The following is a 20,529-nucleotide window of genomic DNA, read 5'->3' as shown; positions in this document are numbered from 1 at the left end:
GCCCCGCTCAGAGCCAGTCATCGGGCTTCGTGTCGTAGTCGACCTCGCCGGCGGCGATACGCGCCTCCAGTTCGGGGTCGAGGTCGTGTTCGTCGAACGATTCGCCGTCGTAGCGGACGCGGATGGCTCGCTCTTCCGGCGTCGGCTCGCGCCCCCGTCGACGGGCGACTTCGACCTCGTGCTCGTCGAACTCCTTCGTGATGGTCATCAGGTTCACCGGGCGGCCCCAGAGGTGATAGACGCGCTCCAAGACGCCCTTCGCCTGCTTCATGTCGAGGATGACGCCGTTGTACTGGTGTCCCAACAGGAGTTCCCCGCGGTTGTCGAAGTTGCCGTCGTACACCGCGATAGTCGGCTTTCCGAAGTTCGTGAACTGGAACAGGAGCTTCTTTTTCACGTCTCGGTACTCCGACGAGGAGACGCGGAACTGCCGGGACGACTGGGAGTACTCGTAGGCGAAGTAGTGGTTCGCGCGGACGAACTCCTCGGAGAGGAACGCGTCGAGGAACGTCACGTCGTTGTGGCTCTCGCGAATCTCGCGCATCCGGTCCCAGCCGGCGGTCTTGTCCACGTCGGCGACGGCCTCCTCGACGCTGTCGTACACCTCGTCGTCGAACATGTACCGCGAGAGCTGTTCGAGTTCGGAGCGCCGAATCCGGCTGAGGAACCCGCGGTTCTGCGCCTTGACCAGCGAGTAGTGTCGCTCCGCGAGCCCCTCGTAGGTGAGGAGCTTCCACGGGTACGCTTCGAGGTCGAGCGACTCGTCGCCCGACAGCGCCCTGTCGAGGGTCTCGTGGTCGACTCTCGGTTCGTCGGGGCCGAGTTCGGACAGTTCGTCGAGGGAGTCGGCGCTGACGCCGTCGATAGCGGGGTCCGCCCGGAGGAGCGTCTGCACCTCGTCGAAGTCGACCGTCTCGTGGAAGTTGCGCCACGTGACGCCCTTCACGCGCAGGAGTTTGTCGGCGACCTCCGCGCGGTTCGTCGAGTTCTCGATGTACTCCCACAGCTCCTTGCCGAGCTTGTAGGGGTTGAGCCCGGGCGACCCGAGGACGCGCGACTGGTGGTCGGCGTAGGTGATGAACTCGTCCGTGCCCGCGAAGCGCTCGTCGCCCATCATGAGCGACTCCCAGTAGGCCGCCCAGCCCTCGTTCATCACCTTCGTCATCTTCTGGGCGGCGAAGTAGTACGCCTCCTCGCGGAGCATGTCGAGGACGTCCTTCTGCCACGGCTCCATCTCTTCGGCCTTGCCCGTCTCCTCGTCGTACCGCATCCCGTGTTCTCGGACGTACGCGAGCACGTCCTTCCGGGGGTCGGTGAGCTTCGCGGCCTCGCGTTCGGCCTCTTCGACCCCCTCGAGCCACGCCTCGTCGAACACCTCGCGGCGCACGTCGTCGGAGATGTCGAGACTGTCCAACTGGGCGCGAATGTCTCCGGGGATACGACCGTCCTCGTCGGCGGCGGCCTCGCGGATGGTCCGGTGCTGGTCGATGGTGTCTTCCAGACAGAGGACGGCGTCGATGAACTTCTCCACGTCGTCCCGGCTGATCTCGGGGTTTTCCACGTACCGTTCGATGGTCTGGGCGTGCCGTTCGAGCATCGCCGCGGCGGCGAACTGCCCCTCGTCGGAGAACAGCCCGAACCACTGGTTGTTCTTGAAGAAGTCCGAGTGCGCCTCGACGTGGGTGATGACGGCCTTCTGGTCGGCCAGCGAGTTCGACTCCTGGAGGAAGGCGTTCGCCGGGTCGTCGTTGTTGACGATTTCGAACGCCTTACCCATGCCGAACTGGTCGGTCTTCCGCTGGCGGTCGTAGGTCATCCCCCACCGCCAGTGCGGATACCGCTCTTGGAACCCGCCGTAGGCGATGAGCTGGTTCATCTCGTCGTAGTTGACCACCCAGTAGTTCACCGGGTAGGGGTCAAGTCCGAGCTTCTTCGCGAGCGCGCCGGCCTCCCGGACGGGCTCGTCGAGTCTGGCGGCCTCGCGCTGTGCGTCTCTGCGGTGTCGTCTGAAACTCATTCTGCTGTCGCCTCCGTGCTGAGGATGGTGTAGATGGCGTCGATGACGTCGTCGGGCTCCGAGACGTACGCGACCACGACGTTACCCTGCTCGCCGAGGCTCCGTTCGACCTCTTCTGCGTGCGTGGCGTTGATGGCGGTCCCGCCGGGCTGGGTCTCCACGTAGGCGTGGAGGTTCGCGTCTATCTCCTGCATGAGCGGGACGACCCGCTCTTTGGTGTCGTTCGAGGAGTTCTCGGAGTCGCCCGCGGCGAAGACGTAGCGGTTCCACTCGCGCCACGGGTAGCGCTCGTCCAGCACCTCCTTCGCCAGCTCGTAGGCCGACGAGATGCGCGTCCCGCCGCCCGAGCGGATGCCGAAGAACTCGTCGCGTTCGACCTCCCACGCCTCCGCGTCGTGGGCGATGTAGACGAACTCGGCGTGGTCGTACTTGCCCGTGAGGTACCAGTCCAGCGGGGTGAAGGTTCGTTCGACGAGTTCGCGCTTCGTCTCCCGCATCGACCCCGACACGTCGCGGATGTTGACGACCACGACGTTCGACTGCTTCTTCTCGATGACCTCGGGGTGGCGGTAGCGCTCGTCCTCGCGGCGGAACGGAATCTCGCGGAGCCCCTCGCGTCGGATGCGCTGGATGGCCGTCGTCCGCTCGACGTTCTCCTCCATCTCCTCGAAGGAGGCCCACGTCCCGCGTTCGTCGTCCGGGATGCGGCTCCACTCGTCTTCGATCCACGCCATCGAGACGAGGATGTTCTGCTCGCGGCACCACCGGAACACCTCGCGGGCCGAGGTGCCGTCGACTTTCATCGCCTCGCGGACGAACTCCTCGTCGAAGTCCATCGCGAGCTTGCGCTTCAGGCCCTCCTTGAACAGGCGCTCGAAGTCGAGGGTGCTGTGGGGGCCGCTGCGGGTGATGTCGGTGAAGTCGCCTTCGACCTCCTCGATGACTTCCTTGCCCTTCGGTTCGAGTTCGAGGCCGAGTTCCTCGTCCAGCGCCTCGGCGAACTGCTCGGGGTCCATCTCGTAGTACTCGTGTTCGGCCCCCTCCTCGCCGGGCTCGCCGTCTTCGCCCTCGCCGTCACCGGGCTGTGGCTGGCCGAGCGGCTGGCCCACGTCGGGCGTGCCGCCTTTCCCCTGCCCGACGCCGCCCATGTCGAGGCGGTCGTACTTGAACTCCGGCAGGTCCACGACCTTGATGGGTATCTTGATGTCTTTCGAGCCGGACGCGCCGAGGTCGCCGTAGGAGATGAACTCCTTGAGGTCTTCGCGGCGTTCTTCGCCCACTTCGCGGAATCGTTCGAGGTCGTCTCTCAGTCCCATGTGTGGCTCACCTCCTTCATCACGGCACGGCTGGTCAGTTCGGCCGACGCCGCGGTGTAGCCGCGGTCGACCAACTCGTCGATGGTGCGTGCTTTCACGCGCGCCGTCTCAGTGTTCGCCGGCGGGTCGTCCCACTGGCGGGGGTCGAGGTCGGAGAACAGCCGGCGCACGTCCTCCCAGTCGTGGGTTTCGAGCACCGTCCGGATGACCGGAATCTCGGTCAGGTCCACGTCGGAGACGGTAAAGCCCTCGTCGCGGTTCTCCCACGCGTAGCGGTTGAGCGCGGTGATGACCTTCTCGTTGCGGAAGTCCTCGACCGTCTCGGAGGGGTCGTTGCCCTCGTAGTCGTCCGGCGAGAAGCGCCCGAGGTGCTCGGTCTCGAACAGCTTCATGAGAAGCGGGTCGGGGTCGACCGGCCCGCGCTCGGTCTCTATCTGCCCGTCGGACGCCCACGCGTAGACGTGTTCGACGTACTCCTCGACCGTCTCGCGCTCGACGCCTTTGTCGGCGAGAAGCGCGTCGAGCACGTCCGCCTCCTGCTGGTCGAAGATGTACTCTTTGACCATGGCGATGCGGCCCTCGTACTCCGAGGACTCCGCCCGCGAGAACACGGGCGCGTCCGATAGCTCGGCGACCATCTCGTCGAGCACGTCGGTCGGCATCACCACCGACGACACGTCGAGGTCGGGGTGTCTGCGGTCGACGCGGTCGTGCAGGAGGTCGGCGATGACGTCGCGGGTGAACGTCACGGGAATCCCGTGAGTCCCCTCGGAGTCGCCGACGAACTCGAACGCCGATACCTCGCGGCGCTGGTCGCCGACCTGCAGGTAGCCGCGGTCGAACAACAGCGCCTTGTCGACGAGGTCGAACTCGATGTCCGGGTCGCGCGGCACGTCGTCGCCGTCGAGCCGGGTCACGACGCTGTAGAGCGCCGCGGCCTCGACGGCGTGGGGCGCGAGTTCGCGCGTGCGGACCTCGCCCGGCCCCTCGCGGACGTCCAGCGAGACGGCCTCGGCGACGCGGTCGGCCATCGCCTCGGGGTCGTCGGTCCAGACGCTCGTCTCGTTGGTCAGCTCGCGGCGGATGAGCTCGGCCTCCAGCGAGAGGTTCGTCAGGTAGCGGAACTCGTGTTTGTTGAGCCGGCGCTTGAGCGCCTTCAGCGGGTCGCGGCCGTTCCTGTCGGCGTACTTGTCGAGTTCGGCGTCGAGGTCCGGGTTCGAGATGATGACGAGCTGGGTGTCGATGTCCATCCCGATTCCCTTGTCCAGCTTGACGTGGCCCTCGTCGGGGACGTTCAGGAGCTTCTGGAGCAGGTCGGCGTGCTGGGTGGCGTCCTCGACGATGGTGAGGAGGCCGTTGCCCTGCGAGAGCACGCCGTCGTAGCTGAACGCCTGCGGGTTCTTGCGCCCCCGGGAGTTCAGTTCGCGGAGCATGCTCGGCATCCACGACCCGACCAGTCGCTCCTTGGGCGAGCCGTCGTCCTCCGAGTGGAGGACGCCGACGCCGCGGCCGACGTCGACGACGTAGTTTTTCACCCGGAGGTGTTTCGGGTCGGTGACGGCGCTGAAGAGGTCCTGCTTGCCCGCTCTGCGGAACTCCTCTTCGAGGTAGGTGTACGCCTCCAGGCAGAACGGGTCGAGGTCCTCGTCGACGTCGACGGGGATGTGGTCGCCGTTCCTGCTGTTGAGGTCGGCGAGCAGCCGCTTGCGAACCTCCGCGGGGAACACCGAAAGCGGGTGCGACTGGACCGGGCTTTCGTACCAGTCCTCGTCGGCGGCATCGACCTCGCCGCCGTAGGATAGCCCGCGGGTGTCGTCGGCGTTGGCGACGTTCCACTCGACGGTGTAGCGCCGCCCCGCGTCGGTCTTCGAGTACTCCCGAAGCCCGTTGATGAGACAGCGTTTCAACTCCGATTTCCCCGTGGCCGTCGGGCCGTCGAACCAGACGATTTTCTCGGCTTTGCCGCGGTCGGCGGCGATGGTCCGCAGGTCGTCGACGAAGGCGTTGAGCACCTCCGTGTTGCCGAGAACCGCGTGCTCGCCGTCGTTGGCGGGGTCGTCGAAAAAGCGGTAGCGCTGTTTCTCCTCGCCCTGTTCGACCACCTGTCTGGTCCCCATCGACTCGATGGCTTCCAAGAGGTACTTCGACGCGTGGGAGGCGATAGACGGGGACTCGAACGCGGCGTCGACGTACTCGCCGAGGCTCATCGGCTCCTCGTAGGTGCCGCGGAGCGCCTCGTCCGCCTCGCGGATGTAGTCTCGCATGGTCACCCTTCGAGTTCGGTCTTCGCCACCTCCGCACCGGCGAACTCGAGCACCTCCCGTGCGCCGTCGCGCGAGTAACCCTGGTCGACGAGCGCGTCTATCCACGCGTTGCGTTCGTCGTCGTCCAGCTCGTTCGCGCTGACGAGCGCCGAGAAGTTGATGTTGTGCTTCTTGTCCTCCCAGAGCTTGCGTTCGAGGGCGCGGCGGAGGCGGTCGTTGTCCTGCGGGTTGAACGACGTCCCCTCGCGGGCGCGCCGAGAGACCCAGTTGGAGACCTCCTGTCGGAAGTCGTCCTTGCGGTCCTCGGGGATGTTGAGCTTCTCTTCGACCGCGCGGAGGAACTTCTCGTCGGGCTCTTGGTCGCGGCCCGTCAGTTCGTCTTCGACCGTCGCGTCGTCGATGTAGGCCATGACGTGGTCCATGTACTTCTCGCCCTGCCGGCGAATCTCGTCGATGTCGTAGGCGAGGGCGTGGCGCACGTCCTCGATGGCGCGCTCTTTGTACTCCTCGCGGACCATCTCGAGGTAGCGGTGGTAGCGTTCGAGGTTCTCCTCGGGAATCGACCCGTGGTTCTCGAGGTTCTCTTCGAGGTGGGTAAACGAGGACAGCGGCGAGAGGTAGCCGCGGCCGCGGTGGGTCGCGTCCATGATGGCCTCGGCGATTTCGTCGCCGATGAACCGGGCGGAGACGCCGTCCATCCCCTCGGCGATGTCGGCTTTCTTCTCGCCCTCCTCGCGGAGTTTACGCACGTCCACGTCGTCGCCGTCGTCCAACTCGCCGTTGTAGGCCTTCGCCTTCTGGACGAGCGAGATGGTGTCGGAGTCGGGTTCGACGATGCGGGTCAGAACGCCGAACAGCCCGGACATCTCTAAGGTGTGCGGCTCGACGTGGATGTCGGGCACGTCCGCGTTCCGGAGCATCTTCCGGTAGATTTCGGCCTCCTGTTCGTACTCGAGGACGTACGGGAAGTCGATGCGCTTCGTCCGGTCGTTGAACGCCTCCATCTTCTCGTCGCCCTTCTTCTCTCTGTACTCCGGCATGTTCGTCCGCCCGACGATGACCTGGTCGATGTCGATTCGGGGGTTGTTCTTCGGCTTGATGGTCTGTTCCTGCGAGGCGTGCAGGAAGTCGTAGAGGAACTCGCGCTGGAGCTTCAGCAGTTCCTCGCCGGAGAAGATGCCGCGGTTCGCGTTACAGAACGCGCCGGCGTAGTCGAACGCCCGCGGGTCGGACTCGCCGTACACCGCGAGTTTCGAGTAGTTGACGTCGCCGGTGAGTTCGGTCTCGTCTTGGTTCTTCTTGTCCTTCGGCTCGAACGTCTCGATGCACTGCCGTTTGTTCTCGGAGGCGACGAGCCGGATGACCTCGATGTGGTTCGCCACGACCTCCTCTAGGTCGTCGTCGTAGTGGGCGAGCAGTCGGTCCATGTAGAACTCCGAGGCGGGGTCAAGCGCCTGGTCGTTCCGGATGGTGTACGGCGCGTCGAGGTTCTCGTTCAACTGCTTGATGACCACGTCGCGCTGTTCCTGCGGGAGCAACACGAGCGGGTCCTGGTTCATCGGCGACTGGACCACGTCGTCGGAGGGGTCCTGGTCGCGGATGACGTCGCCGAGGTTCGTCCACCGGAAGGTGTACATCCGCCCCTCGTCGGACATCGTGTAATCCTCGAAGTAGCGCCGGGAAATCCAGTCGAAGTGGGACTTCCCGGAGCCGACGGGACCCAAGAGGAGTTTGATGCGTTTTTCGGGGCCGAGGCCGCGGGCCCCCGATTTCACCTTGTTGACGAACTCGTGAATCGACTCGTGTACTTCGCGACCGTAGAAGACGTTTTCACCGTCGTGAAGGGGGTCTTCGGAGGCCATGAGGTACTCCACGACGCCCGCGTCCTCGTCGTAACGGGTGCCGTAGAAGTCGAACATGTCCGCCACGCGCTGGTGGGCGTTGCGAGCGATCTTTGGGTGAGCGTAGACCTCTTCCAAGTACCACTCGAAGCTCTTCGCCTCGCGGAGGTCCGCGGGCACGGAGTCTTTGTAGTGCTTGCTCAGGTCTGCGAGTGTTTCAATTTCGCCGGTCATTGTTCGTGGAGCCTCGTCGGACCAGCCGTCCGGTTAGACGACCGAGGGCGACGCGCCCGCGTTCGCGGGTCGCAGACGACACACCGCGAACCACGGACCCGCGGCGCAGACCGCGGGCGGTAGGTCGAAGTGCGTCGCCGCCGCTGCGCGCTTACGACGGGTCGGCGACTGGCGACAGAATCGGCAATTTGCGGACGATGCGCGACGGCTCGCTCGGCCCGGGGACCGAGACTACCAATCAATGAGAGACGTTAACATATAACGCTTTCTCTGAAAGTAGTCAACAAATTGTCTCGAACGCCAACCAATCCAGATACGTACCACGTCCCGTGAACCTCCAACCAGCCGAAGTGTGTCGATTTAATCGGCGGTTCAGTCGACTGTCGGTGTCGTTAATCGGGTCGGTTGGGATTCATGTCGTCTCCGATGGGTCGCGTTCGAGGCCCGAACCACGCGCTTCGAGCCGGGTCGAGACGACCGCCCCTCGGCGCGGAAGCGGGAAGGCTTAGGACGCGCGGCGGACTAGCGCACCCATGACCGACCTCCCCGACGGGTGGACCCTCTGGAACGACGAACACGAGGGTCGGCGCATCCTCGCGTTCCGCCCCGACGTGTTCAACGAGAGCGCCTTTCCCGCCGAGTGCATGCCGACCGTCTTCGTGTGGAACGGGTCGCGGGCGAACCGCCCGGGCGCGACGCAGATACGCACCGAGACGTGGCACGCGGTGCTCTATCTCGAACCGGAAATCGAGGTCGTCGTCGAGGAGTTCGACTCCCGCGAGGCGGCCGTCGAGGGCGCGACCGACATCGCCGGGCGCTTTTCGGACGGCGAGATAGACTACCGGAGCGCCTACCAAGTCCCCCGCGAGGACTACTTCGAGAAGCTCGACGAGCTGACCGGGCGGGAGCCTTAACCACCTCGCAGGAGAACCACCGCTATGACCTCCGTCACGCTTGTCGGTGCCCGCCTGACCGACCCCGGCACCGAGTTCGTCTACCACGGTGAATCGAGCGCCTGCGAGGGGTGTCCGTACCGCCAGCAGTGCCTCAACCTCACCGAGGGCGTCCGCTACCGGGTCCTCGGCGTGCGCGAGAACACGCAGGTCCTCGACTGCGCCGTCCACGACGAGGGCGTCCGCGCCGTCGAGGTCGAACCGGCACCGGTCACGGCGAACGTCCCCTCGAAGGGGGCGTACGCCGGGAGCAAGGCCAGCCTGCAGGGCCCGTGTCCGCACACCGAGTGCCCCAGCCACGAGTACTGCGTCCCCGAGGGTGCCGAGTTCGACCAGGAGTACCGCATCAGCGACGTGCTCGGCGACCCGCCGCACGACCACTGCCACCTCGACCGAAACCTGACGCTCGTCGAGTTCGAACCCGCCGACGAGTAGGGATTTTTGTGGTTCCCGGCCGCTGGCCCTGATATGACGACCGCCGTCTTCTTCGACCTCGACCTGACGCTCCTCCGCTACACCGCCGACTTCGAGACCATCTTCGACCGCGCGGTGCCGGACGCTCCGGACGGTGCCTACGACCGGTATCTCTCCGTCTTCTTCGACGCGTTCGAGGACCTCGCCGTGGACCCCTACGCGGTCGGCTTCGAGGCGATCACCGGCGAGTTCGACATCGGCGACGACCCGGAGGCGCTCGTGGCGCGCTACGCGGAGGCCGAACTCGCCGCCACGACGGTCCCCGCGTCGGCCCGCGAGGCGCTCGTCCGCGTCGCCGACCGCCGACCGACGGGGATTCTCACGAACGGCGCGCCGGCGGTCCAGCGGGCGAAGCTCGAACGCCACGACCTCGCGGGCGTCGTCGACGCCGTCGTCGTCTCGAACGACCCCGCGGTCGCCTCGCGGAAGCCCGATTCGGGGGTCTTCGAGGCCGCGGAGACCGCGCTCCCGGCGGACGACTACGTCTACGTCGGCGACACCTACGACGAGGACGTGGTCGGGGCGCGAGACGCCGGGTGGGAGGCGTACCACGTCGGCGACGACGGTCCCGGCGACGACCCGGCGGCGGTCGAATCGGTCGCCGAGGCGGCCGCTCGAATCTTCGGCGAGGACGACGCGTAGCGCGGAGAGACGAGACGGTCTGCCGACTACGGGAGCGTGCCGACTTTGTCGCCGGCGTAGCCGAAGATGTCCGCGTAGCCGTACGCGGAGAGGAGAATGGGGTAGAAGTCGCGGTCTGCGACGAACTGCTCGGCGTCGGCGCGGGCGAACGTCTCGCCGGCGGCGACGGGTTCGAAGTTGGTCGCGTGGACCTCGTACTGGTCCGCCGGCGGCTTGGGAAGCCGTTCGAGCAGGCGGAACACGTCGATGCTGTTCTCCTCCGGAATCGCGAGTTTCAGGCGGTCGTCTTCGGTCTGCGACTCGGACTCCTCGTCGAGCTCGCCGCTCCCGTCGCTCGCAACCGCGGGGGCGGGGAGAACGTTGGTCGCGGTGAGGAACGCCCGGATGAGCCAGTAGGCGTTGTCGGCCGCCTCGTCGGACTTCTGGAGGCCGGCTTCGACCTCGATGGTGTGGGCGTGCTCGATGAGTCGGCCCTCCGCGAAGTGGTTCGTCTCGACGGCCACGTCGACCGGGAGCCGGGGGAGAATCGACCGGGAGATGGCGTCGACCGTGTCCACGATGGCGAACGGTTCGGCGTACGACTGGGTGGAGTGAAGCGAGAACGCGGTGGTGCCGCGGACCTCGCGGCCGAGGTCGTGGGCGAGGCGTCGCTCGTGGCTCTCGGCGTTTGGGTCGCCCGGAAACGCCCGGTTGAGGTCCTCGTCGAGGTAGCGCTCGTCCGCCGCCAGCGCCTCCTCGTTGGCGACGATGAGCTTCACCGGGCGCTCGACGTCGGGGTCCTCCGCGACGAACCGCTCGATGGCGCGAGCGCCGCACGGTTCGTCGCCGTGGATCGACCCGACGACAGACACTTCGGGCGTGCCGTCACCGAGTTCGTAGATTCGCATTGCCGGTTCCTAGAACTGGACGCTAATGGACCTTTAGATTCTCCCGGTTCGCGCCGCTTTCGCGGACGTGTTAGTCGGCGGGGACGGTTCGTGGCGGGCGAAGACGCGGCCCGACGCGGTTAGTGGTCGAGTCCCTCGACGTACTCGTAGTCGGCGGGGTAGGCGGTCGCCCGGTGGCCGTCGAGTTCGATTTGCCAGCCGTGGAGCGCCGTCGGGTCGTCCAGCGCCGCCCGGAGGGTCTCGCGCACGTCGTCCACGTCGACGCCGTAGAAGTCGCTCGGAACGCCGCGGATGTACTCAAGCGCCGTCTCGAACAGCGACCGCATCCCCGCGTCGTTCTCGAAGTCGAAGTGCTTGTACGCGCCGGCGGCGACCTGCACCATCCCGTGGAGGAAGGCGCTTTCCGCGGTCCCCGCGCCGTAGTTGTACCACTCGTCTTCGAAGCAGTCGTGGCTCTCGTGGAAATCACCCGAGTTGAACAGGCGGACGCCGTGTTCGACCGCCCGGCGGAGCGTCGCGTGCTCCCACAGCCGCAGTTCGTCGTTCCACCCCGTCGGGTTGCCGAGCGGCGGGGCGACGCTCGGGTCGCGGGTGTGTTCGTCCATGTGAGTCAGGGCGACCGGGAAGCCGGTAACTCCATCGGTGGCGACACCGGGCGCTCAACTTTTTCGTGCGAGCGCGACAACGGTCGGACGTGACGGACGCAATCGAGTGCACCTACTGCGGAAGCGACGTTCGGCGTCACGACCCCGTCTTCGTGGCGGAACTCGAAGCCGGCGAGCGCGTGCCGGCGGGCGCGTTCTGCAACTACGCGTGCCTCTCGTCGCACATCGACGCGGCGGGGCTGACGACCGGCGCGTCCTGCGAGTGGCGGCCGGAGTAGGCTCCGACCGGGTCGGAGTACCCGTCGGGACCCCTGACCTATTTACCGCGATTCGTCCTTTCGAGCGTATGGCACTCGCATCAGCACTCGTGGCCGGCGGGGTTATCGGGGTCCGGCACGCGCTGGAAGCCGACCACCTCGCCGCCGTCGCGACGATGGTCGAAGACGACGACCGACCGAGCATCGTCGGCGCCTCGTGGGGCGTCGGGCACTCGATTCCGATTGCCGTCGTCGGTCTCACCTTCGTCGCGCTCGGCGTCCGCCTGCCCGAGTCGGTGACGCACTTCTTCGAAGTCGTCGTCGGTGCGATTCTCGTCCTCCTCGGGGCGCGGATGCTTCTCCGGGCCGCCGGCGTCTCCGTGCCGACGCTCCGCGACCACGACCACGACAGCGGCGTCCACCGACACCTCTCGCTCGGGAACGTCGCGTTCGGGACGAAACACACGCACGTCCACGACGAGTCGTTCGGGGTCGGCGTCCTCCACGGCTTCGCCGGCAGCGGCGCGCTCGTCATCGCGATGGTCTCGACCGCACCCGCGGTGGGGCAGGCCGTCGCGTTCCTCGCGGCGTTCAGCCTCCTGACCATCGCCACGATGGCGACCGTCTCGTTCCTCTGGGGCCGCTCGATGGCGGTCGGCGGGACGCGCGTCCTCCGCGCCGCGGCCGGCGTCGTCGGCATCGCCGTCGGCGGCCTCCTCGTCGTCGAACAGTTCGGCGGTCTCGTCTGACGTTTCGCAACGTTTTAGCGGTCCCCCTGTCGTACTTGAGTACGCGCGAGGGTAGCTAAGTCAGGAAAAAGCGGCGGACTCAAGATCCGCTCCCGTAGGGGTCCGTGGGTTCAAATCCCTCCCCTCGCACTTATCGCGAGAAACGACGTGACGAGCGGCGAGTGCAGCGCACCCCACGGCGGGAAGCGGGCACCGAGGCGGCCCGCAACCCCGGTATAAACCCGGTCGCTCGATGGCGGACACGTTCTCTTCTGTCCCCCGCCGGTCATCCGGTTACGACGCCACCACAGCGCCGCCGCCAGTATCCCGAACGATTCATCATGAACAGACCGGGTTTCCGGTGAAAAGTGCCGGAAGGGGGCCGACCGAGGACGACGTTCGGCGACGAGCGTCACCACCGTTCCGTCGGCCGAACTATCAGTATCTCCGGACAGTCCAGAGTTTATCAGAAACATTCATTATATTCTCCGACCTACTGTAGTGTTGCCGGAAGCGCAAGGACGCACCGGATGACCAAACCGAATCCGTCGGGCGACGTGAAAGGCGTCGACGACGGTACGCATCGCAAGACGCGGAGGAATGGAATCGACACGAACACCGAGTCTTTCGTAACAGGAAGACGAGGTCAAAGTGCCGAAGAGGAACCGAAACAGCCCCGTAAACCGCTCTGCGAGCGAGCGGCGGGAAGACCAAGTACCGGACCACGAGGAATCGGAGTTCGGGAACTCGGCGCAAGCCGAAAACGGTCGTGAGGGCTGTGGAAAACGTCTTCCGTCCGGGTTCTAATTGCGAATTCTGGCTTTTCCCGTTTTCCGACCCCCGAGCGAGCCGGCCGTCTGGCGGGACGGCGCAGTCCGCGACGCGTCGGGCTCGGGTCGCCATGGCGGCGACGCTACGGCCGGACCAACTGACTCATGAGCCGGAGGTACTCCGAGGCGACGAGCGGTTCGTCGGCCGCGGTGCGCTCGACGGCCGCGACGCCGTGCCGGAGTTTCTCCTTGAGCGGGCTCGGCGGAACCTTGTGGCCGAGCACGCGGGACGCCGTCTCGACGTGTTCCAGCGCGGTTTCGGCGTCGCCGGCTCTGACGGCCGCTCTGGCGTCGTCGAAGGACTCCGCGAGCGATTCGCGGACCCGCGCCGGGAGGTCGATAGCGTCTGACACGACACGAGGTAAACCGTCCATCGACATAAGCCACCGGGCCGCGTCGGCGTCGGGTCGGTGGATATAGGCACCTGCCGGTCCTGTCACGCCCATGAACGAACTCGATGCCCGGGCGGACCGGGCACAGCGCGCGGCCCGCGACGGCGGCGCAGTCGCGCGACGGGCCTTCAGAACCGGCATCGCCGTCGAGACGAAAGACGGAAAGACGGACGTGGTCACGCAGGCCGACAAGGACGCCCAGCGCCGCGTCGTCGAGCGAATCCGCGGGGCGTTTCCCGAGGACCCAATCGTCGGCGAGGAGGACGACGAACTCAAGTCGGTTCCCGAGTCGGGACCGGCGTGGGTCGTCGACCCCATCGACGGGACGAACAACTTCGTGCGCAACGTGCCGGTCTGGGCGACCTCGGTCGCCGCCGTCCGCGACGGCGACCCCGTCGCGGCGGCCAACTACCTGCCCGCCCTCGACGACTGCTACGCGGCCGACGACGAGGCGGCCTACCGCAACGGCGAGGAGATTTCGGTGAGCCAGCGCGACGACCCCGAGACGTGTACGGTCTGTCCGACGTTCTGGTGGGACTACGACGTCCGCGACGAGTACGCCGCGGCGGCCCGCGCCATCGTCACGCGCTTCGGCGACCTCCGTCGCTACGGGAGCATGCAGGTCGTGCTCTCGTACGTCGCCGACGGGTCGCTCGACGGCGTCATCACGAACAAGCGGGCGAACCCGTGGGACTCGGTCGCCGGCGCACACCTCATCCGGATGGCCGGGGGGACGGTCACGGACCTCGACGGCAACGAGTGGCGACACGATTCGGCGGGACTCGTCGCCTCGAACGGGCGCGTCCACGACGTCGTGCTGGAGGCGGCCCGCGAAATCGACGAGCGGTAGACGGACGAAAACCGGAACCGGACGCGCTCGCCGCGGGCGCGAGCGTGCTTCCCATCCGCAAGTGCGAAGTCACCCCCCATCAGAAAGGATAGCATGGACCTCGACGCGACGGACCGGGCGATTCTCCGGATTCTGATGGAAGACGCGCGGACCCCGTTCAGCGAAATCGCCCGCAGAATCGACATGTCGAGCGCGACGGTTCACGACCGGGTCGGTCGGATGGAAGACGCCGGCGTCATCGAGGGCTACCACGCCCACGTCGACCCGCGGCAGGTCGGCCTGGGCACCTCCGCGCTGGTCGGCTTCCGGGTCAAGCAGGGTCGCGAGAAGGAGGCGCTCCAACAGCTTCGCGACATCGAGGGCGTCCAGGAAATCGACCTCACCACCGGCGAGTGGGACGTGATGCTCCGAGTGTACGCCGAGGACACAGACGCCCTGCGCGAGCTCATGTTCGACCACATCGCCGAGCTCGACGGGTTCTCGCGGTCCCAGACGATGGTCATCCTCGGGACCGAGTACGACGACCCGGTGCTGCCGATTCGCGACCCCGACGACGAGGACTGAACCTCGCCCGCCGCGGAGCGCCACCTCGCTGCGACGCCGACTCGCCACGACGCCGACTCGCCGCGCCGAGGCGTGCGCGACGGATGCGAGAGACCGGAACCCTCAACAGGCCCGCCGTCGGGGTATCGCCTATGGCAACGGTAGCAGAGCGAATGGGTCTCGACCCCGAGCGCCTCTGGGGGCTCGGCGTCGCGGCCATCCTCGTCGCCCTCGTCGGCGGGTCGCTCGCGTTCCCTCGCGTCGTCTACGACGGCTTCATCTGGCACTACTTCTGGGGCCCCGTCCAAGCCGACGCGAACTCGGCCGTCTGTGCGATTCGGGCGAACGGCGCCACGCAGTACCTCGACACGGCGTCGGCCTGCGCCGCCGCGGCCGAACCCGTCGCGTACCCCGGCTACACCCTCGTCTCCGAGGTCGGCTACATGGTCACGCTCGTCATCGCGCTCTCGGGCGTCGTGTTCCTCCTCCGCCGCCTCGACATCGGCGAGAGCCCCCGGTTCTTCTACGCGCTCTTCCCGTTCATGCTGTTCGGCGGCGCGTTCCGCGTGGTCGAGGACGCTAACGACTCGCCCGGCGTCGCCGACGCGCTCATCAGCTACCCGCTGAACACGCTCGTCATCAGCCCGGTTATCTACGTGACCGTCTTCGCAATCACGCTCGTCGCCGTCGTCGCGAGCGTCTTCGCCGAACGGCGGGGGCTCGTCGACGACTACGTGAAACCGCTGTTCGGGGCCGGCCTCGCGGTGCTCGCGGTGGCGGTCGGTTACCTCCTGTGGGCCGGCCTCACCGGCGCGCAGGGCGCGACGTTCTACCCGCAGGTGCTCGTCGTCATCCTCGTCGGCGCGACGCTCGTCACCGCGGCGACGTGGTGGCTCGTCGAGCGCTTCGCCCCCGAGGTCAACGAGGGAACGGGATACATCGGCCTCGTCGTCATCTGGGGCCACGCCATCGACGGCGTGGCGAACGTCATCGGCCTCGACTGGATGGTCGCGCTCGGCGCGGGCAACAACCTCGTCCCGAAGCACCCGGTGAATCAAGCGGTCGTCGACTTCACGGCCTCCACGCTCCCCGAGTCGGTGCTGGCCGTCACGGGCGACGCGTGGCCGTTCCTGCTCGTCAAGCTCGTGGCCGCGACCGCCGTCGTCTGGGTGTTCGACGAGCAGATATTCGAGGACAGCCCGCGCTACGCGATTTTGCTCCTCATCGCCGTCCTCGCGGTCGGCCTCGGACCGGGGAGCCGCGACATGCTCCGCGCGACGTTCGGCGTCTAACCGCCCCGCAGTCTCCCGCGTTCCGACCCCTCGTTTTCTCCTCCGGCGAAGCTTCAAGCACCGAGCCGCGGCCAACGCCGCTATTCTGTGACTCACGCCGCGCGGCGGCCTGCGGGTGTCCGGCACACCGGCGCGCGGATACGAAGGCCCCCGCCTGCCACGCGGCCGCCCGTGCCGGCTGTCAGCTCTGACGCCCGCGACCCCCGGGACCCGCCAGCTACGGGAACGGGTGGAACTCGCGGTCCAGTCGCGGCTCGAAGCCGAGGTCTCGCGGCACCGACTCGGCGCGGTCGGCGAAGTACGGCTCGCCGATGAAAAGCGGCTGTGCGGCCGGAACGACCACGCGGACCGCCTCGAAGCCGAGTCGTTCCACGTCGCGCGGGGTGGTCCGCGCCGCGTACGCGTCGAGGTCGGCGTCCGTGACCGCCGAGACGACCGCGTCGAGTTCGGCCGCGCCTTCGGGGACCTCGTCGGGGCCGACCGAGTCCGCTGGGATAGTCGCGTCCGGCGAGACGAACGTCCGAGCCGGCTTCGGGAAGTCGGCGTAGGTCGCAATCGCGCCGCCCTGCGTCGCGGCCTGCTCCGGTCCCATGCCGCGCAGTTCGGTCCAGTTCTGGAGCGCCTCGGCCAGCGCGGAGCGAGCGGCGCGGTTCGCATCGAGGTCCGCGCCGGAGCCCATCGCGAACTTCGGCCACTCGCCGTCGCGGTGGACGGCCACCGCCACGACCGGCACGTCCACGTCCTGCGTCACGAGGAGCGCGGTCACTTCTAGGGACTCCGAGCGGGCGCGGGCCGCCAGCGTCTCGAACGTCTCGTCGGTCACGTCCAGTCCGAGCGGGTCGAACGTCGAGTACCACGCGAGCATCGTCGCGTCGCGCTCGACGACCTCGTAGAGCCCCGAGAGAATCGCCTCGGTCCCGGAGTTGCCGAGGCCGAGCCCGGTCGTAATCGACGGCTTGTGTCGCTCGGACGGCGGCGGGTAGTGGACGAACTCCGCCGGGAGCGAGACGGTCGAGCCGGTCGCGAGGTCCTCGCCTTCGACCCACTGAATCGGCTCCTCGGGGTCGGGGTCGCGAAAGGAGTCGGGTCTGACGAAGCGACTCGGCGGCACCGCGGCCGGCCGAGACGCCGCGGGCGCGACGGCGAACTCGCTGGAGCGGTAGACGCCCGCCGAGTAGCGTTCGAGCGCCTCGCCGAGCGCCTTCATGTAGGCCTCGTCCCAGCCGGCGGCCGCGCCGCCGGCGAGTTCGGCCGCCCGAGCGTCGGCGTAGACCGTCGTGTCCGCCGTCTGCGCGACGTAGTACGGCAGCGGGAACGACTCGCGCTCGCCGACCTGCGTGACGATGCCGACGCGGTCGTCCACGGCCGATTCGGCCCGCGCGAGCGCGTCGTCTAACTCCACGGCGCGGAAGTCGCGGTCGAGGGTTCGGTCCCGCTCCATCGGCGACGGCGCGGGGAGGAACGACCGCTCGGGACCGGGGACTTCGACGACGGTCCCGGCCACGTCGTCGCCCGAGAGGAGCGCGATACCGCGCCGCCCGGCCACCGCGCCGGCGAGTCGGACGGCCGCGCGGTCACCGCCGGGGCGTCCCTCCGACTCCGTGGTGGACGCGACGCGCGCCCGGAGGTCCGCGAAGTCGGCGCTGCCGGGGTCGAACGCCGAGACGGCCGCGTCAAGGTCGTCCACGGGGTGGCCGCCGACACCGCCGATTTCGACGGCGAGCCATCTCGAAGCGGCTTCGTCGGCCGCGTCGAAGGCGTCGCTGCCGGCCGCGGCGACGACGAAGCCGAGGTCGAACGAACCGAGCGAGTCGGGGGTCGTCTCCGAGACCGTCGCGTCGATGTCGGCGCACGCCGCGCGAATCGACTCGGCGGCGGGACCGCTCCCGACGAGTCCGATGTTCATGCGCGCGACGAGGGGCGGCGGCGGGAAAAAGCGAGGGGGTCGCGGTCGGCTACGCGTCGAGCAGTTTCTGGGCCTCGTCGGCCAGTTCGTCGGCGGCGGCGGCGACGAGCTCGTCCGCGCCGAGCTTCAGGCGGAGCCGCGGGCGACCGACGTCGATGGGTACTTTCTCGGTGTCGATGAGGCCGAGTTCTTCGAGCTTCGTCTTCGTCCGGGAGAACGTCGCCTTGCTGGCGATGCCCACGTCCTCGCCCCACTTCGAGATGTCGTAGAGGAGAACTTCGTTGCGGGCGGCGACGAGAAGCGAGATAGTCACCTCGTCGAGGCCGTCGCCGTCGCCGCGAGCCGACGACAGCGAAGCGAGCACGGCGTCGAAGTCGGCGAGCGTCTCTTCGCCGATGTCCTCGCCGAGGGTCTCGCGGACGCGCGAGAGCGGCGGGGTCCGGAGCTTGAATTCGGGCGCGGCTTCCCAGTGGGCCTGATGGGCCTCGAACGCCGTTTCGACGAACGCCTCGTCGTCGGTGACGAGGCCGGCGACCTTGTCACCGGCGGCGACGAGCGCGACGACCGAGTTCGGCGTGACGAACAGCGTGTTCTCGACTTCGTCGTCGGCGGTCCGCATCGAGAGCGCGCCATCGGCGACGAGGTTCGCGGCGTTGGAGGCGACGATGAAGTCGTCGAGCACGTCCTTCAGGACGCCCTCGTCGGCGACGAGACGGATCTCCGGCAGGTCGCCGTCGATGTCGGTCGCCACGGCGACGAGCCCTTCGATGACCTCGGCGGTCGGGTTCGCGACCAACACCTCGTCTTCCGACGAGGAAAGGACGGACTTGATGATGTCTCCTACCCCCTCAGCGAGTAGATTAGAACGAATAGCCATAGCTTGAATATCGCCAGTAATATATTTAATATTAACGCAAGACGACCGGCAGAACGTATTCGAAATCGAGTTGTACCAACGCTGTATCGCGCGAATTGAGCATTTCGTTTCAGAAATTTTACCCCTATCGGCGAGCGGGAAAATCGATGGCGAACCGAGAACCCCGTGCGTCCGGGAGTTGTCGCCTGCGGCGGTCGGCCTCGGCAGTCAGTTCGGCTCGGGAACACGTCGGAGACGGTCGGTATCGCGCGTTCGTGTATCTGTTCACGGTAGCACACCACAGAATATACACGGGCGTGCAACACAACACCGGCAGGCGTAGCCAAATGGGACACATTTATGCCGTAATTGGACCGGATACTACGTATGGACTACAGCCACGTCCGCGACGTCGACCCCGCCGTGGCAGACGCCCTCGACGGCGAGGTCGAACGCCAGCGCGACACGCTCGCGATGATCGCCTCGGAGAACCACGTCAGCGAAGCGGTCCTCGAAGCGCAGGGGAGCGCGCTGACGAACAAGTACGCCGAGGGCTATCCCGGCAAGCGCTACTACGCTGGCTGTGAGTACGCCGACGACGTGGAGAACCTCGCCGTCGAGCGCGCGAAGGAACTGTGGGGCGCAGAGCACGTCAACGTGCAGCCGCACTCCGGCACGCAGGCCAACATGGGCGTCTACCTCGCCATGCTCGAACCCGGCGACAAGATTCTCTCGCTGGACTTGACCCACGGCGGCCACCTGAGCCACGGTCACCCCGCGAACTTCACGGGCAAGCTCTACGACGTCGAACAGTACGAGGTCGACGCCGAAAGCGGCTACATCGACTACGACCAGCTCGCCGAGAAGGCCGCGGAATTCGAGCCGGACATCATCGTCTCCGGCTACTCAGCGTACCCGCGCGCCGTCGAGTGGGAGACGATTCAGGAGGTCGCAGACGACGTGGACGCGCTCCACCTCGCCGACATCGCCCACATCACGGGCCTCGTCGCCGCCGGCGTCCACCCCTCGCCGGTCGGTGTCGCCGACTTCGTCACCGGCTCGACCCACAAGACCATCCGCGCCGGTCGCGGCGGCATCATCATGTGCGACGAGGAGTACGCCTCCGACATCGACAGCGCCGTCTTCCCCGGCGGTCAGGGCGGCCCCCTCATGCACAACATCGCCGGCAAGGCGGTCGGCTTCAAAGAGGCGCTCGAACCCGCCTTCGAGGAGTACGCCCAGCAGGTCGTCGACAACGCGAAGGTCCTCGCGGAGACGTTCCAGGACCACGGTCTCAGCGTCGTCTCCGGCGGCACCGACACGCACCTCGTGCTCGTCGACCTCCGCGACTCGCATCCCGACCTCACCGGCGGCACCGCCGAGGAGGCCCTCGAATCGACGGGTATCGTGCTGAACGCGAACACCGTCCCCGGCGAGACGCGCTCGGCGTTCAACCCCAGCGGCATCCGCGCCGGCACGCCCGCGCTCACCACCCGCGGCTTCGGCGAGGAGGAGATTCGCGAAGTCGGCGAACTCATCGTGAAGGTCGTCGACGCCCCCGAGGACGACGACGTGCTCGCGGACGTCTCTGAGCGCGTGCAGGAACTCTGCGACGCGAACCCGCTGTACGAGTAAGGGTCCA

At 67.2% G+C, this 20,529-nt stretch carries 18 protein-coding genes and 1 tRNA gene; 10 read left to right on the top strand and 9 right to left on the bottom strand.

The window, feature by feature from the left end:
- Positions 1 to 7: 7 nt before the first annotated feature.
- The 4 genes from C454_RS08205 to C454_RS08190 are packed head-to-tail and all read right to left on the bottom strand — an operon-like array spanning position 8 to position 7,672.
- Positions 8 to 2,017, bottom strand: a complete 2,010-nt coding sequence (locus C454_RS08205) for a SpoVR family protein (protein WP_004974440.1) — start codon at positions 2,015 to 2,017, stop codon at positions 8 to 10.
- On the bottom strand, positions 2,014 to 3,333 hold the full coding sequence (locus C454_RS08200; protein WP_004974438.1) for a YeaH/YhbH family protein: 1,320 nt from the start codon (positions 3,331 to 3,333) through the stop codon (positions 2,014 to 2,016). Before C454_RS08200 ends, C454_RS08205 begins: the two co-directional genes overlap by 4 nt.
- Complete coding sequence (locus C454_RS08195; RefSeq protein WP_004974435.1) at positions 3,324 to 5,603, bottom strand: PrkA family serine protein kinase; 2,280 nt, start codon at positions 5,601 to 5,603, stop codon at positions 3,324 to 3,326. Before C454_RS08195 ends, C454_RS08200 begins: the two co-directional genes overlap by 10 nt.
- Positions 5,600 to 7,672: a PrkA family serine protein kinase gene (locus C454_RS08190; protein WP_004974434.1), complete on the bottom strand. Its 2,073-nt coding sequence runs from the start codon at positions 7,670 to 7,672 to the stop codon at positions 5,600 to 5,602. The genes C454_RS08195 and C454_RS08190 overlap by 4 nt, the downstream gene beginning before the upstream one ends.
- Before the next feature lie 533 nt (positions 7,673 to 8,205).
- Here C454_RS08190 and C454_RS08185 point away from each other — a divergent pair.
- The 3 genes from C454_RS08185 to C454_RS08175 are packed head-to-tail and all read left to right on the top strand — an operon-like array spanning position 8,206 to position 9,741.
- Entirely contained in the window at positions 8,206 to 8,586 is a 381-nt protein-coding gene (locus C454_RS08185; RefSeq protein ID WP_004974432.1) for a DUF5820 family protein, read from the top strand.
- Between the two features lie 24 nt (positions 8,587 to 8,610).
- Positions 8,611 to 9,060 carry a UPF0179 family protein gene (locus C454_RS08180; protein WP_004974429.1) on the top strand — a complete coding sequence of 150 codons (450 nt, stop codon included), beginning with the start codon at positions 8,611 to 8,613 and terminating at the stop codon, positions 9,058 to 9,060.
- A gap of 33 nt (positions 9,061 to 9,093) precedes the next feature.
- On the top strand, positions 9,094 to 9,741 hold the full coding sequence (locus C454_RS08175; protein ID WP_004974428.1) for an HAD family hydrolase: 648 nt from the start codon (positions 9,094 to 9,096) through the stop codon (positions 9,739 to 9,741).
- Positions 9,742 to 9,767: 26 nt separating this feature from the next.
- Here C454_RS08175 and C454_RS08170 read toward each other — a convergent pair whose 3' ends face one another.
- Together C454_RS08170 and C454_RS08165 are read right to left on the bottom strand one after the other, a co-directional pair.
- Complete coding sequence (locus C454_RS08170) at positions 9,768 to 10,628, bottom strand: M14 family metallopeptidase (protein ID WP_004974426.1); 861 nt, start codon at positions 10,626 to 10,628, stop codon at positions 9,768 to 9,770.
- Positions 10,629 to 10,747: 119 nt separating this feature from the next.
- On the bottom strand, positions 10,748 to 11,233 hold the full coding sequence (locus C454_RS08165) for a DUF309 domain-containing protein (protein ID WP_004974424.1): 486 nt from the start codon (positions 11,231 to 11,233) through the stop codon (positions 10,748 to 10,750).
- A gap of 89 nt (positions 11,234 to 11,322) precedes the next feature.
- Between C454_RS08165 and C454_RS08160 the strand changes: the two genes are divergently transcribed.
- From C454_RS08160 to C454_RS08150, 3 genes are all read left to right on the top strand, one after another.
- A complete protein-coding gene (locus tag C454_RS08160) occupies positions 11,323 to 11,511 on the top strand; it encodes a hypothetical protein (RefSeq protein ID WP_049905042.1) in 189 nt (62 codons plus the stop codon).
- A gap of 68 nt (positions 11,512 to 11,579) precedes the next feature.
- A complete protein-coding gene (locus C454_RS08155; protein WP_004974420.1) occupies positions 11,580 to 12,239 on the top strand; it encodes an urease accessory protein UreH domain-containing protein in 660 nt (219 codons plus the stop codon).
- Between the two features lie 45 nt (positions 12,240 to 12,284).
- Positions 12,285 to 12,368 (top strand) — tRNA-Leu (locus C454_RS08150).
- A gap of 763 nt (positions 12,369 to 13,131) precedes the next feature.
- On the opposite strand, the gene C454_RS08145 is transcribed toward C454_RS08150, so the two are convergent.
- A complete protein-coding gene (locus C454_RS08145; protein WP_004974418.1) occupies positions 13,132 to 13,401 on the bottom strand; it encodes a hypothetical protein in 270 nt (89 codons plus the stop codon).
- A 91-nt stretch (positions 13,402 to 13,492) separates the two neighbouring features.
- Here C454_RS08145 and C454_RS08140 point away from each other — a divergent pair, with 91 nt between their 5' ends.
- From C454_RS08140 to C454_RS08130, 3 genes are all read left to right on the top strand, one after another.
- Positions 13,493 to 14,290 carry an inositol monophosphatase family protein gene (locus C454_RS08140; RefSeq protein WP_004974416.1) on the top strand — a complete coding sequence of 266 codons (798 nt, stop codon included), beginning with the start codon at positions 13,493 to 13,495 and terminating at the stop codon, positions 14,288 to 14,290.
- Between the two features lie 93 nt (positions 14,291 to 14,383).
- Positions 14,384 to 14,854, top strand: coding sequence for an Lrp/AsnC family transcriptional regulator (locus C454_RS08135; protein WP_004974414.1), 471 nt, complete (start codon positions 14,384 to 14,386; stop codon positions 14,852 to 14,854).
- Positions 14,855 to 15,006: 152 nt separating this feature from the next.
- Positions 15,007 to 16,125 (top strand): DUF63 family protein, encoded by a 1,119-nt coding sequence (locus C454_RS08130; RefSeq protein WP_004974411.1) that lies wholly within the window; start codon positions 15,007 to 15,009, stop codon positions 16,123 to 16,125.
- 217 nt (positions 16,126 to 16,342) lie between these two features.
- Here C454_RS08130 and C454_RS08125 read toward each other — a convergent pair whose 3' ends face one another.
- Entirely contained in the window at positions 16,343 to 18,031 is a 1,689-nt protein-coding gene (locus tag C454_RS08125) for a YcaO-like family protein (RefSeq protein ID WP_004974409.1), read from the bottom strand.
- A gap of 49 nt (positions 18,032 to 18,080) precedes the next feature.
- Entirely contained in the window at positions 18,081 to 18,908 is an 828-nt protein-coding gene (tbsP, locus tag C454_RS08120) for a transcriptional regulator TbsP (protein ID WP_049905040.1), read from the bottom strand.
- Between the two features lie 366 nt (positions 18,909 to 19,274).
- On the opposite strand from tbsP, the gene glyA reads away from it, so the two are divergent.
- A complete protein-coding gene (glyA, locus tag C454_RS08115) occupies positions 19,275 to 20,522 on the top strand; it encodes a serine hydroxymethyltransferase (RefSeq protein WP_004974406.1) in 1,248 nt (415 codons plus the stop codon).
- Positions 20,523 to 20,529 lie beyond the last annotated feature (7 nt).

This window comes from Haloferax gibbonsii ATCC 33959 (assembly GCF_000336775.1).
GTDB classification, from domain to species: Archaea; Halobacteriota; Halobacteria; order Halobacteriales; family Haloferacaceae; genus Haloferax; species Haloferax gibbonsii.
Note: the sequence above shows the minus strand (reverse complement) of the source record. Positions and strands in the feature narration are given on the sequence as shown.